Origin of the sequence: uncultured Alsobacter sp. (assembly GCF_945952055.1) — a bacterium.
Lineage (GTDB): Bacteria > Pseudomonadota > Alphaproteobacteria > Rhizobiales > Beijerinckiaceae > Alsobacter.
Window position 1 is genome coordinate 1 of the sequence record NZ_CAMFHB010000065.1, and the last position, 14,832, is coordinate 14,832.

The window sequence follows — 14,832 nt, forward strand, 5'->3', positions numbered from 1 at the left end:
CGTTTGGCCCGCATCTCTCAACCGTCATGGCCGGGCCTGGCCCGGCCACCCACGACTTCGGGGTGGCCCCGGCAAAGTCGTGGATGCCCGGGCCGAGCCCGGGCAGGACGAGCGGGGAGAGCGAGGCCTAGCGTTTGGGCAGCAAATCCGGCCGGCGCTCGCGCGTGAGCTTCTCGGCTTCGGCGCGACGCCACTTGGCGATCTTGCCGTGATCACCTGACAGCAGGATCTGCGGGATCTCGCGGCCTTCCCACTCCCGTGGCCGGGTGTAGTGCGGGTATTCCAGCAGTCCGTTCTCGAAGCTCTCCTCGGAGCCCGAGGCCTCCTTGCCCATGACGCCGGGCAGCAGGCGGACGCAGGCATCCATCAGGACCAGGGCGCCGAGTTCGCCGCCCGAGAGCACGTAGTCGCCGATCGAGACCTCCTCGAGGGCACGCCCCGCGATGACGCGCTCGTCGACGCCCTCGAAGCGACCGCAGACCACCAGCACGCCGGGACCGGCGGCGAGGGCGCGGACACGGGCCTGGTCGAGCGGCCGGCCGCGGGGGCTCATGAGCAGCCGCGGCCGGGGATCGTCGGCGGGAGAGGCGGCGTCGATCGCTTCGGCGAGCACGTCGGCGCGCAGCACCATGCCGGCGCCGCCGCCGGCGGGCGTGTCGTCGACGGCGCGGTGACGGCCGCGCCCATGGTCGCGGATGTCGCGGGCCTCGAGGGACCAGACGGAGCGGGCGAGGGCGTCGCCCGCCAGCGAGAGCCCCAGCGGTCCGGGGAACATGTCCGGGAAGAGCGTGAGAACGGTCGCCCGCCAGGGCGCCTCGGTCACGGCGCGGTCTCCCCGTCCTCCGGGTGCGCTTCGCTCTCGGCGGGCGGCTCGGCGACGAGGCGCCCAGCCTTCATGTCGACGATCGGCACGATGGCCTTGGTGAAGGGCAGCATGAGAGCCCGCCCGCCGTCGGCCGGGGTGATCTCGAGAATGTCGCCGGCGCCGAAATCCAGCACCGCGGCGACCGTGCCGAGCAGCGTGCCGTCGGCGAGCTCGACGCGCAGGCCGATCAGGTCGGCATGATAGAATTCGTCCTCCTCCTCGGGCGGCGGCAGGGCCGCGCGCGGCACGTGGAGGCGCTGGTTGGTGAGCTTGGCCGCGGCGTCGCGGTCCTCGATGCCCTTCACCCGGACGACGAGAATGTCGTCCTTGACGAGGCGGGCGGAGGTGAGGGTGTAGGTGGTTCGCCCGGACGCATCGGTCAGGGGCGCGTAGTCGGCGATCGCCTGCGGATCGCCCGTGTAGGACTTCAGCCGCAGTTCCCCGCGCACGCCGTGGGGCGCGCCGAAGACGCCGACGAGGATGAGATCGTTCGCCATCGCGGAAAGATGCCGGCGGCAGGGCCGCCGGCACCCGGTGATCCTTATTCGGCCGCGGCGGCGGCGGCGCGCTCCTGCGCCTTCTTCTTCGGCTTCGCCTTCTCGGGGTTGTTGCGGGCGGTGCGCTTCATGGCGCCGACGGCATCGAGGAAGCGGGCCACGCGGTCGGTCGGCTGGGCGCCCTTGGCGAGCCAGGCCTTCGCCTTCTCGACGTCGAACACGACGCGCTCGGCCGAATCCTTCGGCTTCATCGGGTCGAAGGTGCCGAGCTTCTCGATGAAGCGGCCGTCACGGGGATAGCGGCTGTCGGCGACGACGATCGAGTAGTGCGGGCGCTTCTTGGCGCCACCACGGGCGAGACGGATCTTGAGGGACATTGCAGGTTTCCTTGGTTTGTCTGGTCTTCGTTCGCAGGGCCAATGGCGAGTAGCGAATGGCGAATAGGGGCTGCAGTGACCAAGCCCCATTCGCTATTCGCTATTCGCTACTCGCCCCCATTCACTTCTTCTTTCCCCCGAACGGATTGAAACCGCCGAGGCCGGGCAGGCCGGGAAGCTTGGGTCCGCCGCCGAGGCCCGGCAGCGTGGGTTTGGGTCCGAGGCCCGGGAGGCCGGGCTTGGCGCCGAGGCCGGCCGGAGGCGCGGACGGCAAGCCCGGCGGCATGCCGGGCATGTCGGGAGGCAGCGTGCCGGGCGGCAACTGGCCTTTCAGCTTCTCGACCATCTCGGGGGTGATCTGGGGCATGCCGCCGCCGCCGAGCCCGAACATGTTGGCGAGACCGGCCATGGGGCCGCGCTTTCCGCCCTGGCCCATCATCTTCATCATGTCGGCCATCTGGCGGTGCGACTTGAGGAGGCGGTTCACCTCCTCGACCTTGGTGCCGGAGCCGGCCGCGATGCGCTTCTTGCGCGAGGCCTTCAACACGTCCGGGTTGCGGCGCTCGCCGGGCGTCATCGCGCTGATGATCGCGACCTGGCGCTTGATGACCTTGTTGTCGAGGTTCGCCGAGGCGATCTGGTCCTTCATCTTGGCCACGCCCGGCAGCATGCCGAGCAGGCCCCCGATGCCGCCGATCTTCTCCACCTGGGCCAGCTGCTCGCGCATGTCGTCGAGATCGAACTTGCCCTTGCGCATCTTGTCGGCGATGCGCAGCGCCTTTTCCTGGTCGATCGTCTGGGCGGCCTTTTCGACCAGCGAGACGATGTCGCCCATCCCCAGGATGCGGTTGGCGATGCGGGCGGGATGGAACTCGTCGAGCGCGTCCATCTTCTCGCCGGTGCCGACGAGCTTGATGGGCTTGCCCGTGACGGCACGCATGGAGAGTGCGGCACCGCCGCGGCCATCGCCGTCGACGCGGGTGAGCACGATGCCGGTGATGCCGACGCGGTCGTCGAAGGCGCGGGCGGTGTTGACCGCGTCCTGGCCGGTCAGCGCGTCGGCGACCAGCAGCACCTCGTGCGGCTGGGCGAGCGCCTTGACCTCGGCCACCTCGGTCATCAGCGCCTCGTCGACCGTGGTGCGGCCGGCGGTGTCGAGCATGACGACGTCGTAGCCACCCAGACGGGCGGCCTCCAGCGCGCGCCGCGCGATCTGCACGGCGCTCTGGCCGGCGACGATCGGCAGCGTCTGCACGCCGACCTGCCCGCCCAGCACCGCGAGCTGCTCCATGGCGGCCGGGCGGCGGGTGTCGAGCGAGGCCATCAGGACCTTGCGGCCCGAGCGCTCCTGCAGCCGGCGCGCGATCTTGGCGGTCGAGGTCGTCTTGCCCGAGCCCTGCAGGCCGACCATCAGGATCGGCACCGGCGGAACGGCGTCGAGGTTGATCGGGTCGGCGTCGGCGCCCAGCGTCTCCACGAGCGTATCGTGGACGATCTTCACCACCATCTGGCCGGGGGTGACCGACTTGATCACCTCGGCGCCGACGGCGCGCCCGCGCACCTTGTCGGTGAAGCTGCGGACCACCTCGAGCGCCACGTCGGCCTCGATGAGGGCCCGGCGGACCTCGCGCAGCGCGGCGTTGACGTCGTCCTCGGTCAGCGCGCCGCGGCGCGTGAGCTTGTCGAGGATGCCTGAGAGCTTTTCGGAAAGTCCGTCGAACATCGTGCGCCTGGCCTCTCGCGTCAGTCTTCGTCGGACGTGTCGTCCGCCTCGGCGGGCTCATAGTCCGCCAGTGCGGCTTCGAAGTGGCGGGTCGCCGCCTCGAACTTGTCGCGGCATCCGGGATTGCAGAAGCCGACCGTGAAGCCGCGGTAGAGGGTGAGCGAATCCGCCGCGATCGGCTTTCCCGACCACGGGCAGGTGTCGTTCACCGCGTCCTCGATCCGCAGGGCCTCGTCGGCCATGGCCTCATTCCTTCCGCCTGACGTTCGTCTTCGAGACGCTCAACGCGGAACGCGCCCGAGGGCGCAACGCGCTGTCGGGCGTGGACCTCCGGGCTCTGGGCCCGGGCGGCGGCTCAAGGACGAAATCCGTCGATGATGGGGTGGCGATAGGGGAAATGGCCGGCGAAGTCAAGGAAACGCCGGGCTTCACCGCTTCGGCGCGGCCTCCAGGATCGCCACCATCGGTGCATAGCCCCGGTCGCGGGCATGGGCGAGCGGCGTCTTGCCGCCCCGGTCGGCGATGCGCGTGTCGGCGCCGGCGTCGACGAGGGCCTTCACGGTCGCGACGTGCCGCGGGCCGCCCTGGCCGAGGATCACGGCCTCGATGAGGGCCGTCCAGCCGAGATTGTTGACGTGATCGAGCGGAGCGCCCGCCGCGATCAGGCGGCGCACCACGCCATCGTGGCCGAGATGGGCCGCGGCGATCAGCGCCGTGCCGTCGTAAACGCTGGTGATCAGCTTGGCGCTGGCGCCGGCGTCCAGGAGGGCTTGCAGAGTGGCCTCGTCGTCGGCCACCGCGGCAATGGTGATCGCGTCATAGCGCTGGTTGTCGAGCCGCGCCGTGTCCGCACCCGCCGCGATGAGGCGCTTCGCCGCCGCACCCTGGCGCTGGAAGGTGGCGACGTGGAGCGGCGTGCGGCCGTTGCCGTCGCGTGCGTTCAGTTCGCTGCCGGGCGCCGCGAGGCGCGCGATCGTCTCGACGTCGCCCTTGGCGGCGGCGGCGTGCAGGCCCGTATAGGCGGCGAGCTCCGACGCCGAGGGTGGTGTCTGGGCGCTCGCCGGTGCGGCGGCGAGGAGCAGGGCGATTGCGACCAGCTGGGAAATCATGGGCGCGTTTCCTTGTTTGTTCGTTGGCTTCGACCATGAACGAACTTGGCCTTGAGGGCGAGAGCCGGACCATCCTGCGTCCTTCGACACGGCCGCGATGCGGCCTGCTCAGGATGAGGAGAATTGTTGAGTGCGCGCTTAGTCCTCATCCTGAGCAGCCCGCGAAAGCGGGCGTGTCGAAGGACGCAGCATCCCTCCACACCCCCCTTTGCACCATTTTTCACCTCCCCAAACCGTGGATCCGTGGTCCATGATGGTCGCAGGGGCGGAATGGCCCGGGGAATGGGGAGACGATCGATGCTCGGCAGGATCTCGAAAACGCTGGCGCTGGCGGGCGCGGCGGTGGCGCTCGTCGCGGGGGCGGCGGCCGCCAAGGACATCAAGGTCTGCCTCATCGCCGGCAAGACCGGGCCGCTGGAGGCCTATGCCAAGCAGACCGAGGTCGGCTTTCAGCTGGGCCTCGAATACCTGACCAAGGGCACCATGCAGGTCGGCGCCGACAAGCTGCAGGTCATCGTGAAGGACGACCAGCTGAAGCCGGACCGCGGCAAGGCGCTGCTCGAGGAGTGCTACGGCGACGACAAGGCCGACATCGCCGTCGGCACGTCGGGATCGCCGGTGGCGCTGGCCATGCTGCCCGTGGCCGAGGAGATGAAGAAGGTGCTGATCGTGGAGCCGGCGGTGGCCGACTCAATCACGGGCGAGAAGTGGAACCGCTACATCTTCCGCACCGGCCGCAGCTCCTTCCAGGACGCGCTCGCCAATGCGGCCGCCGTGCCGGACGGAGAGGTCTCCATCGGCATGGTGGCGCTCGACACGGCCTTCGGGCGTGACGGCGTGGCGGCATTCAAGGAGGCGCTCGGCGGCGTGCGGCCCAAGGCCAAGATCGTCGCGGAGGAGTATGCGGCGGGCAACACGGCCGACTTCACGCCCTTCGCCGAGCGGCTGTTCAACGCGCTCAAGGACAAGCCCGGCCGCAAGATCATCGCCTTCATCTGGGCCGGTGCGCACCCGATCGCCAAGTTCGTCGACATGAAGCCCGAGCGCTTCGGCATCGAGCTCGCCCCGGGCGGCAACCTGCTGCCGGTCATGGCGGCGTGGAAGGCCTTCGCCGGCGCCGAAGGCGGCATCTACTACTACTACGACTTCCCGAAGAACCCGCAGAACGACTGGCTGAAGGCCGAGTACCAGAAGCGCTTCAACGCGCCGCCGGACTTCTTCGTGGCGGGCGGCTTCTCGGCCGCGGCAGCCGTGGTGGCCTCGCTGCAGAAGGCGGGCTCGACCGACACCGAAAAGCTGATCGCGGCGATGGAAGGGCTGACCTTCGACACGCCCAAGGGCCCGATGACCTTCCGCAAGGAAGACCACCAGGCGCTGCAGGACATGTATCACTGGCGCATCAAGAAGGGCGCCACCGACACCGACCTGCTCGAGCTCGTCGCGACGATCCCTGCCGCGTCCATGCCGCTGCCGATCCGCAACAAGCGGTGACGATGGCGGCAGGCGCGGTGCCCGTGCTGGAGACGCGCGGGCTCACGATCCGTTTCGGCGGCCACGCGGCCGTCGACGACGTGAGTTGCGCGTTCCACCGCGGCAGCCTGACGGCGATCGTCGGGCCGAACGGGGCGGGCAAGACCACCTACTTCAACCTCGTGTCCGGCCAACTGCGGCCGACCGCGGGGCGGGTGCTCCTCGACGGCGAGGACGTGACGGCGCTGGGCCCGGCGTTGCGGGCGCGCCGCGGCATGGGGCGGGCCTTCCAGCTCACCAATCTCTTTCCCAATCTCAGCGTGCGGGAGAACGTGCGCCTCGCCGTCCAGGCCCGGGCGGGTGGCGGCGCCGACATCCTGTCGCGCTGGGATTCGCGTCGCGCGTGGATCGCGACGGCGGACCGGATCCTGGAGGAGGTGGCGCTCGCTCCCGTCGCCGGTTCGCCCGCCGCGACGCTGCCGCACGGGGACCAGCGCAAGCTCGAGGTGGCCGTGATGATGGCGCTGGAGCCGCACGTCTTCATGTTCGACGAGCCGACAGCCGGCATGTCGGCGGAGGAGGTCCCGGTGGTCCTCGACCTGATCCGGCGGCTCAAGGCGAGCGGCGACAAGACCATCCTTCTCGTGGAGCACAAGATGGACGTGGTGCGCAGCCTGGCCGATCGCATCGTCGTGCTGCACCAGGGCCGTCTCGTCGCCGATGGCCCGCCGGCCGAGGTCATCGCCTCTCCCGTGGTGCAGGAGGCCTATCTCGGCGTGCCGGTGGGAGCGACCTGACATGGCCGGGCCCCTTCTCTCCCTGGCGGGCGTGCACACGCATATCGGCCGCTACCACATCCTGCAGGGCGTCGACCTCGCCGTGGAGGACGGAGGCGTGACGGTGCTGCTCGGCCGCAACGGCGCGGGCAAGACGACGACGCTGCGCACCGTCATGGGCCTGTGGAAGCCCTCGGCCGGAAGCGTGGTCTTCGCCGGCCGCCCGATCGGCGGCGCGCCCACGCCCGACATCGCCCGGGCCGGCATCGCCTACGTGCCGGAAAGCATGGGCATCTTCGCCGACCTGACGGTGGAGGAGAACATGGTGCTGGCCGCGCGGGACGGTCCGCCGGACGCCGGGCGGCTGGACTGGATCTTCTCGGTGTTCCCGGCGCTGCGGACGTTCTGGCATCACCGGGCCGGTGTGCTCTCCGGGGGGCAGAAGCAGATGCTCTCCATCGCCCGCGCCGTGATCGAGCCGCGGCGCCTGATCCTCGTCGACGAGCCCACCAAGGGCATCGCGCCGGCGATCATCGAATCCATGATCCGCGCCTTCCTGGAGCTCAAGGCCACCGGCACGACCATTCTCCTGGTCGAGCAGAACGTGCGGTTCGCCGGGGCCGTCGGAGACCGGGTCGCGGTGATGGACGACGGTCGCGTGGTGCATACGGGATCGATGCGGGAGCTCGTCGCGGACGCCGCGCTGCAGGCCCGGCTCCTGGGGTTGTCGCTGGAGGCCTCGCATTGACCGACGCGACCGCTTCGCCCCCCACCATCCCCCGGCGCAGGCTCGATGCGTGGCCGCTCGTGCTGGTGCCCGCGCTCGCCCTCGTCGCGCTGCCGCTGGTGGGGAGCCCCACGAGCTGGGTCACGCTCACCGTGGCGGGGCTCGCCATGGGCATGATGATCTTCGTCGTCGCCAGTGGCCTGACGCTGATCTTCGGGCTGATGGACGTGCTCAATTTCGGGCACGGCGCGTTCATCGCCGTCGGTGCCTACGTGGCCCTCAGCGCGCTGGGACCCCTGGCACCCTGGCTCGCCTCGGGCGATCCCGTGCAGACGGTTCTGGCCCTGCTCACGGCGGCCGCGGTGGCCATGGTCGTGACCGGGGCGCTCGGCCTCGTCTTCGAGCGGGTGATCGTGCGGCCGGTCTACGGCAATCATCTCAAGCAGATCCTGATCACCATGGGCGGGCTCATCGTGGCGGAGCAGCTCATCCGGGTCATCTGGGGCGCCGACCAGAAGCCCATGCCGCTGCCGGCCGGCCTGCGCGGCGGCATCATGCTGGGCGACGTGGCGGTCGAGAAGTTCCGGCTGCTGGCGGTCGGGGTGGGGCTCGCGGTCTTCGCCGCGATGACGCTCGTCCTCAACCGGACCAAGCTCGGGCTGCTGATCCGCGCCGGCGTGGAGAACGGCGAGATGGTCGAGGCGCTGGGCTATCGCATCCGCCGCCTCTTCGTGGGCGTGTTCGTGGCGGGCTCAGCGCTGGCCGGCCTCGGCGGCACGCTCTGGGCGCTCTACCGCGAGACGCTGACCGCCGACATCGGCGGCGAGGTGATGGTGCTCGTCTTCATCGTCATCATCATCGGGGGGCTCGGCTCCGTGGGCGGCTGCTTCATCGGCGCAATCCTCGTGGCCTTGACCGCCAACTATGTCGGCTACCTCGCTCCCAAGCTCGCCCTCGTCTCCAACATCGCCCTCATGGTCGCCGTGCTGATGTGGCGGCCGAACGGGCTCTGGCCGGTGTCCAAGCGATGAGCCTGCTGTCGGGCGACCTTCCGAGGAGCCGCATCCTCTCCCTCCTGCTGCTCGCCGTGCTCGTCGGGCTCGCCTTCGCACCGTTCCTGTTCGGCGGCGCGCAGCCCATCAACACGGCGGCGAAGGTGTGCGTCTTCATCCTGCTGGTGGCGAGCTACGACCTGCTCATCGGCTACAGCGGCATCGTCTCGTTCGCCCACACGATGTTCTTCGGCATCGGCGGCTACGGGGTCGGGCTGGCCCTCTACTACGGCACGGCGACCTGGCCCGTCGCGCTGGGCGGCCTCGCCGCGGCGCTCGTCACCGGCGTGCTGCTGGCCTTCGCCATCGGCCTCTTCTCGCTGCGGGTCCGGGCGCTCTTCTATGCGATGATCACGCTGGCGGTCGCCTCCGCCTTCGCGGTGCTGGCCTCGCAGCTCTCGGCCTTCACGGGCGGGGAGGACGGCCGCAGCTTCCGGGTTCCGGACGCGCTGAGGCCGGGAACGAAGTTCCTCGACGCTCCGCTGTTCGGCGTCGACGTGAACGGCAGGCTGCTCGCCTACTACATCGTCTTCCTCACCGTGCTGGCGCTCTTCCTGCTGCTCCTGCGGATCGTGAACTCGCCGTTCGGGCGGGTGCTGCAGGCCATCCGCGAGAACGAGTTCCGCGCCGAGGCGCTCGGCTACCGCGTGGTGCGGTATCGCGTGGCCGCGAACTGCATCGCGGCGGCGCTGGCCGTCGTGGCGGGCGGGCTCAACGCGCTGTGGCTGCGCTACACCGGCCCGGACACGACGCTGTCCTTCACCATCATGATGGACATCCTGCTCATGGTGGTCATCGGCGGGATGGGGACGCTCTACGGCTCCGTTCTGGGCGCGACCCTGTTCGTGGTGGCGCAGAACTATCTCCAGAAGCTCATGGGTTCGGCGGCGCAGGCGCTGGAGGCGACGCCTCTCCTCGCCCGCCTCGTCGATCCGGACCGCTGGCTGCTTTGGCTCGGCGTGCTGTTCGTGCTGAGCGTCTACTTCTTCCCGACCGGCATCGTGGGCCGGTTGCGGTCGGGCCGGCAGGCCAGGTAGGGGGCGCAGCCGCCTCTCAGAAGCTGCGGTGCATGGACACGATCAGCGTGCTGGTGTGGCTCGAGGGCAGGAGCAGCAGGCGGGAGTCCAGCCGGGCGCGCCCCGCTTCGACCGTGATCGAGAAGTCCTCGACCGGCTGCCAGGACAGGTTGATCGCCGAGCGCAGGGCGGTGAAGCCCGGCGTGGCGCCGCCCTTGGCGAGGGCGCCGGGCACGTCCAGCGACACGCGTGACACGAAGGCGGCGGTGCTCCAGCGCTCGGCGAACTGCCAGTAGCCGGCGAGGGCGGCATTCCAGCCATTGGCGCGCTCGGCCACGGCCGCGCTGAAGATGCCGCCGATGGGCTGGCGGAAGATGCCGTTCGTCGTGCTGACGCCCAGATAGCCCGGCGCGCGCCGGGCGAAGGCGCCCTGCGCGACCAGGTAGCTGTCGCCGTTGCCCAGCGGCAGGGTCCATTTGACGCTCGCCTGCGCCGCGACCCCATGGATGGTGCGCGACGGATCGTCGGTGATCCGCGTCTCGCGCGCGGCGCCCGAGACGGTGAGGTCGACGGGGCCGAGGATGTACTGGGCGCGCGCGACGACGTCGGGAAGCGATTGGCCCGCATAGCCCGACACGGTCACCTGCCGGAACGTCTGGTCCTCGAGCGAGACCGACAGCGCCACGGCGTCCGCCGGTCGCCAGGTCCAGCCGGCGATCGTCGGCGACTGCGACGACGCCAGGGCGCGGAACGAGAACTCGTCCGCCGACCACGCGTCGAAGAACGAGGTGTCGTTGCCGACCACCAGCGGACCGAAGGTGATGGAGGCCTGCCGGATCGTCGTCGAGCCCGGCACCGTGTCGAGCGCGAGGCGGGCGATCAGGTCCCCGTGGTCCGTCGGCACGAGGTGGCGCAGGGCGAAGGTGCTCAGGGGCGCGAAGGTGGTGCGGTCGAGGTTGCGGCCGTTCCCGCGCGTCAGCGGACCTCCCGTCCGGCTGACCTGCATGCTGGCATCGATCTCGCCGCCGAGGAAAACGCAGCCGTCGCCGACGAGCCAGCCCGGCCCTCGCTTGATCGCGGGGGGCGTCGGCTCGGGCGCGTCGTCGCCCTCCTCGTCGTCGTCATCTTCGTCGCCGTCGTCCTCATCGTCGTCCGCGGCGATCTCGTCGCGCAGCACGCTGAGGGGCGCATTGATGCTGTCGGGAATGGCGAAGGGGCAGGCCCGCAGGGCGGCGGCGGGCGCGGCACCCCCGCGGGGGAGCTGGCGGGCGTCCGCCGGGCCACCGGTCAGAAAGACCGAGGCTGCCAGGAGACCGCAGGCGGCAAGCAGACCCGATGCGGCCGTTGCGCGCACAATCGACGCGGGATCAGCCGACTTCGGGGCCCCGCACGGCCGGCGGCGGTACGGGTTCGTCGACGAGCCACCAGCAGGCCCGGTCACGGTAACGGACGGGGCGGAAGCGCTTGTCCTGGGAGAGATTGGACGAGAGGTTGCCCTGCGGCCGCACGCCGCCGACGACCACGCCGCGGATCTGCATCAGCTCCAGAAGCTCGGAGATCGGAACGGGCTCGCCGCGCTCCCGCAGGATCATGGCGACCACGTCGCGCTGACTGACCGCGCCCGACTCGGGCGCGATCATCATCCGGGGCTCCGGCCTGCGGCCGGCCATCGGCTGAACCTCGCGCGCGAGATTCGCCAACATGTCGATGGCGGAGATCGTGCGGCCGGCGGCGTCGGTGGTTTCCGTGACGGGGCGCGGAGTCGGCGCTGTCGTGCGGCCCGACTTGTCGAGCCAACCTATGGCCTGCTGGAGGGCGAGGAGGACGCGATAATCCTCGCTCTCCCGAAACAGACGCGAGGAGATCTCGTCCTGCAACCGGATGAGAGCCTCGCGGGTCTGCTCGTTGGCTTGAGCCATGACTTAATATCCAAATCAACCGCCAATTTCCTTAGCGTACTCTCCAGCGTGGAGTCGTGCAAGACTCATGTCGGTTGGCGGTCAAGTGCCTCTAATTTTGCCGGTTGAAAAGACTTGTCCCAAATGAGGACGGCTGTTGCGAGCTTAATCCACGAGGAAGCAACTAGAAGTTGTGCAATCTGCTCACGTCGCAACATTGAGCGGAAACGGAACATTCGCTTGGCGATGGCCTGGCAGGCGCGGTTTTTCGAGTTGATCGACCGAAAATGAACGTTTCGCGCGCGTGCGAGTGCCTTCTCTTCTTTGCCGGAGTGGGGCTGAAAAACGGCCGGCAAGCCCCACGCCCTTCCGATGACAGGAAAGATCGGCCGTTTCACTGTCCTGCAGGCCGTCAGGTCGGCACTCTGTAGTTGTAGCGATAGGCTTCCCGATATCCGAGGCTGTCATAAAGGCCGCGCGCGACGGCGTTGCCAACGGTCACCTGCAAATAGGCCTGCATCGCGCCCTTGCCCCGGCCCCAGCCCATCAGGGTCCGCACGAGTCGGCGGGCATGGCCGCGGCCGCGCGCGTCGGGATCGGTGGCGATGTCGAACAGGCCGACCATGCCGCGTTCCAGCACCGCCATGCCGAAACAGACGGGTCGTCCGCCGTCGCTGACCGTGGCGAACACGACTTCCGGCCGGATCGCGGCCAGCATCCGGGCCAGGACGTCGCGCTTGAGGTCCGGCCGGCGGCTTGCCAGGGCGTAGCCTTCCACCCAGGCCGGCGATGCGACCGTCTCGAGCGTCATGTCCGCCGGCACCGTCGGGTCGTAGCCCGCCAGCGGGGCGACCATGACCAGGCTGTCGTCGATGACCGACCAGCCCTTGCGGTCGAGGAGTTCGCCGTCCGCCGGTGCCGCCAGCGGCGTGAGCCGCACGCAGGGCGTGATAGCGTGCCGGCGGTACAGGGTCTCGACGAGCGGCAGCAGCGCCTCCAGACGCGCCGTCGGGGCTAGCGCGTTCGCCGAATTGGCCCGCTTCGAATAGCCCTCGGCGAAGCGTAGCAGCCAGCCGTCGACCACCGCCACCTCCAGCGCCGGCCAGGCGTTGAACGAGCGTTCCTCGATGGCGCGCACCAGATCGAGGTCGCTCATGGGCTGGGATCCCCATTCCTGCGCGGCGTCGGCCGCCAGCCCGGCTCGGCCAGCTCGAAGCCGGCGAAGTCGAATCCGGGAGCGACCGTGCAGCCCACCAGCGTCCAGGCGCCCAGGCTGGTGGCCGTCTGCCACCAGCCGGCCGGCACGACGCGCTGCGGCCGCTGCCCCGTCTTCAGAAAGGGTCCCAGGTGATGGGCCTGCGCGTCGTGACCGTCCGGCGACAGCGTCAGCACCAGGGGCGCGCCCGCGTACCAGTGCCAGACCTCGACCGCGTCCACCCGGTGCCACTCGGACACGTCGCCCGTGCCGAGCAGGAAGTAGATGAGGGTGGAGCGGGACCGGCCGTTCGCGTCCACGGCGGGATCGCGGAAGGTCTCACGGTACCAGCCGCCCTCCGGGTGCGGTGAAAGGTCGAGCATCCGCACGATTTCGGCGGCCGTCAGGCCCTCGCTGTCCGAAAAGGTCATTCCGACAGCCCGTCAGCCGCGGTTCTTGCGTTCGCGAAGCTCGGCGAAGATCTCGACGGGCGGCCGGCCCTCCATGCCCAGCGTGCGGGCGATGCCCGCGTCGGCCGCGCGCAGGAACGGGTTCGTGGCCTTCTCCTGTCCCAGCACGGTGGGGAGCGTGAAGGCGCCGGCCTGGCGCAGCTGCTCCACCTCCGCCGCGCGGGCCCGCAGCGCCGGATTGTCCGGGTCCACCGTCAGGGCGAAGCGCGCGTTCGACAAGGTGTACTCGTGCCCGCAATAGATTCGCGTTTCGTCCGGCAGGGTCGCGATCTTGCTGATGCCCCCGAACATGTCCGCCGCGGTGCCCTCGAAGATGCGGCCGCAGCCCAGGGAGAACAGCGTGTCGCCGGCGAAGAGCAGCCTCTCCCCGGCGAAATGATAGACGATATGGCCCGCGGTGTGGCCCGGCGTGTGAATGACGGAGGCCTCGAGCGAGCCCACCTTCACGCGGTCGCCCTCGCGCACGCCCTCGTCCATCTCCGGGATCAGCTTCGATTCGGCCGCCGGGCCGATCACCCGCGCACCGAAGCGCGCCTTGAGCGGCGGGATGGCGTCGACATGGTCCGCGTGGTGATGCGTCACCAGGATGTGGGTCAACGTCCAGCCGGTCTTTTCCAGCGCCGCGACGATCGGGGCCTCCTGGCAGGCGTCGATCGACGCGGTCGCGCCTGTCGCGCTGTCGTGCAGAAGAACCCCGAAATTGTCGGAGGCGCAGAGAAACTGGCTGATTTCGGCGGGCATGGAGGCCTCTTGGTCAGGGCTTTCGGGTGTCCGGCGGGGTCGCCGGAGTCGCCGGCATTCTTGTTTGCTCGCTTGCATCCTGCAACGCCGTTCTGCTTCATGGGCCGCTCGGGCGCGCGGTGAGGAGGCCGTCCACGTGCACGCGGACGTCGTCGACCTGCGAAGCTTCTACGCCGGACCGCTGGGTGTCGTTGCCCGGCGCCTGCTCGGCCGGGCCATCCGCACGCGCTGGGAATCGGTCGCGGGCCAGGTCGTGCTCGGGGCGGGCTATGCCACGCCGTATCTCGACACCTTCATCGGGGAAGCCGAGCGCGTGCTCGCGCTGATGCCGGCGGCCCAGGGCGTCGTGAACTGGCCGTCCTACGGCCCGTCGGCGACGATGCTGGCTGAAATGGACATGATGCCCCTGCGCGACGCGTCGGTGGACCGCGTCCTGATCGTGCACGCCCTGGAAACGGGCGAAAGCCCGTCCGCCATCCTGTCGGAGTCCTGGCGGATCCTGACGCCCGGCGGCCGCCTGATCCTCGTCGCGCCCAACCGGCGCGGCCTGTGGGCCCGCATGGACACGACCCCCTTCGGACAAGGACAGCCCTTCTCCCGCGGCCAGCTCACCAACGTGCTGCGCGAAGCGCTGTTCTCGCCGGTGCACTGGGCGGAGGCGCTCTACGTGCCGCCGATTCCCCGCCGGGCCTTCCTCAAGTCCGCCGTCGCCTGGGAGCGCCTGGGCACTACATTGTCCCTGCCGTTTGCCGGCGTGCACGTCATCGAGGCGACGAAGACCCTCTATCGGCCCGTGCCGGTGCGCCAGGCCCGGCGCGTGCCCGCCCGCCTCGGCCCCGTGCTTGTGCCGGCGCCCGGCGCCGGCTGACCTCCGGGAGAGCCCGTAAGCCGCCTCAGCTTGACTAAGAGGCAGGGA

Annotated in this window: 17 protein-coding genes; 6 read left to right on the forward strand and 11 right to left on the reverse strand. The window is 69.9% G+C overall.

The features are described 5' to 3' along the window. Positions 1-127: 127 nt before the first annotated feature. The 6 genes from trmD to Q0Q47_RS28445 all read right to left on the reverse strand — a co-directional run bounded on the left by trmD (position 128) and on the right by Q0Q47_RS28445 (position 4,571). Positions 128-823 carry a tRNA (guanosine(37)-N1)-methyltransferase TrmD gene (gene trmD, locus Q0Q47_RS28420; protein ID WP_293868094.1) on the reverse strand — a complete coding sequence of 232 codons (696 nt, stop codon included), beginning with the start codon at positions 821-823 and terminating at the stop codon, positions 128-130. Then, the gene (gene rimM / locus Q0Q47_RS28425; protein WP_293868096.1) at positions 820-1,362 is read right to left on the reverse strand and encodes a ribosome maturation factor RimM; all 543 of its coding nucleotides are present in this window, start codon (positions 1,360-1,362) and stop codon (positions 820-822) included. The genes trmD and rimM overlap by 4 nt, the downstream gene beginning before the upstream one ends. 44 nt (positions 1,363-1,406) lie before the next feature. Then, on the reverse strand, positions 1,407-1,739 hold the full coding sequence (gene rpsP, locus Q0Q47_RS28430; RefSeq protein WP_293868098.1) for a 30S ribosomal protein S16: 333 nt from the start codon (positions 1,737-1,739) through the stop codon (positions 1,407-1,409). Between the two features lie 121 nt (positions 1,740-1,860). Beyond that, positions 1,861-3,462, reverse strand: a complete 1,602-nt coding sequence (gene ffh, locus Q0Q47_RS28435; protein ID WP_293868100.1) for a signal recognition particle protein — start codon at positions 3,460-3,462, stop codon at positions 1,861-1,863. A gap of 20 nt (positions 3,463-3,482) precedes the next feature. After that, entirely contained in the window at positions 3,483-3,704 is a 222-nt protein-coding gene (locus tag Q0Q47_RS28440) for a glutathione S-transferase (RefSeq protein ID WP_293868102.1), read from the reverse strand. 186 nt (positions 3,705-3,890) lie between these two features. Beyond that, positions 3,891-4,571 carry an ankyrin repeat domain-containing protein gene (locus Q0Q47_RS28445; protein ID WP_293868104.1) on the reverse strand — a complete coding sequence of 227 codons (681 nt, stop codon included), beginning with the start codon at positions 4,569-4,571 and terminating at the stop codon, positions 3,891-3,893. 297 nt (positions 4,572-4,868) lie between these two features. On the opposite strand from Q0Q47_RS28445, the gene Q0Q47_RS28450 reads away from it, so the two are divergent. From Q0Q47_RS28450 to Q0Q47_RS28470, 5 genes are read left to right on the forward strand one after another with little or no spacing between them, the layout of a single operon-like run. After that, positions 4,869-6,062: a substrate-binding domain-containing protein gene (locus tag Q0Q47_RS28450; protein ID WP_293868106.1), complete on the forward strand. Its 1,194-nt coding sequence runs from the start codon at positions 4,869-4,871 to the stop codon at positions 6,060-6,062. A 17-nt stretch (positions 6,063-6,079) separates the two neighbouring features. Then, positions 6,080-6,838 (forward strand): ABC transporter ATP-binding protein, encoded by a 759-nt coding sequence (locus Q0Q47_RS28455; RefSeq protein ID WP_293868150.1) that lies wholly within the window; start codon positions 6,080-6,082, stop codon positions 6,836-6,838. 1 nt (position 6,839) lies between these two features. Next, on the forward strand, positions 6,840-7,565 hold the full coding sequence (locus Q0Q47_RS28460) for an ABC transporter ATP-binding protein (protein ID WP_293868108.1): 726 nt from the start codon (positions 6,840-6,842) through the stop codon (positions 7,563-7,565). Next, a complete protein-coding gene (locus tag Q0Q47_RS28465) occupies positions 7,562-8,575 on the forward strand; it encodes a branched-chain amino acid ABC transporter permease (protein WP_293868110.1) in 1,014 nt (337 codons plus the stop codon). Before Q0Q47_RS28460 ends, Q0Q47_RS28465 begins: the two co-directional genes overlap by 4 nt. Further along, positions 8,572-9,633 carry a branched-chain amino acid ABC transporter permease gene (locus Q0Q47_RS28470; RefSeq protein WP_293868112.1) on the forward strand — a complete coding sequence of 354 codons (1,062 nt, stop codon included), beginning with the start codon at positions 8,572-8,574 and terminating at the stop codon, positions 9,631-9,633. The genes Q0Q47_RS28465 and Q0Q47_RS28470 overlap by 4 nt, the downstream gene beginning before the upstream one ends. A 16-nt stretch (positions 9,634-9,649) precedes the next feature. Here the strand turns inward: Q0Q47_RS28470 and Q0Q47_RS28475 are convergent, their stop codons facing one another. The 5 genes from Q0Q47_RS28475 to gloB form a co-directional block, all read right to left on the reverse strand. Continuing rightward, complete coding sequence (locus tag Q0Q47_RS28475) at positions 9,650-10,966, reverse strand: porin (RefSeq protein WP_293868114.1); 1,317 nt, start codon at positions 10,964-10,966, stop codon at positions 9,650-9,652. 13 nt (positions 10,967-10,979) lie between these two features. After that, positions 10,980-11,531: a hypothetical protein gene (locus Q0Q47_RS28480; protein WP_293868116.1), complete on the reverse strand. Its 552-nt coding sequence runs from the start codon at positions 11,529-11,531 to the stop codon at positions 10,980-10,982. A gap of 391 nt (positions 11,532-11,922) precedes the next feature. Then, on the reverse strand, positions 11,923-12,666 hold the full coding sequence (locus tag Q0Q47_RS28485; RefSeq protein WP_293868118.1) for a GNAT family N-acetyltransferase: 744 nt from the start codon (positions 12,664-12,666) through the stop codon (positions 11,923-11,925). Further along, positions 12,663-13,136, reverse strand: a complete 474-nt coding sequence (locus Q0Q47_RS28490; RefSeq protein ID WP_293868120.1) for a cupin domain-containing protein — start codon at positions 13,134-13,136, stop codon at positions 12,663-12,665. Before Q0Q47_RS28490 ends, Q0Q47_RS28485 begins: the two co-directional genes overlap by 4 nt. A gap of 12 nt (positions 13,137-13,148) precedes the next feature. Next, positions 13,149-13,916, reverse strand: a complete 768-nt coding sequence (gloB, locus tag Q0Q47_RS28495; protein WP_293868122.1) for a hydroxyacylglutathione hydrolase — start codon at positions 13,914-13,916, stop codon at positions 13,149-13,151. 136 nt (positions 13,917-14,052) lie between these two features. On the opposite strand from gloB, the gene Q0Q47_RS28500 reads away from it, so the two are divergent. After that, on the forward strand, positions 14,053-14,784 hold the full coding sequence (locus Q0Q47_RS28500; RefSeq protein ID WP_293868124.1) for a class I SAM-dependent methyltransferase: 732 nt from the start codon (positions 14,053-14,055) through the stop codon (positions 14,782-14,784). Positions 14,785-14,832 lie beyond the last annotated feature (48 nt).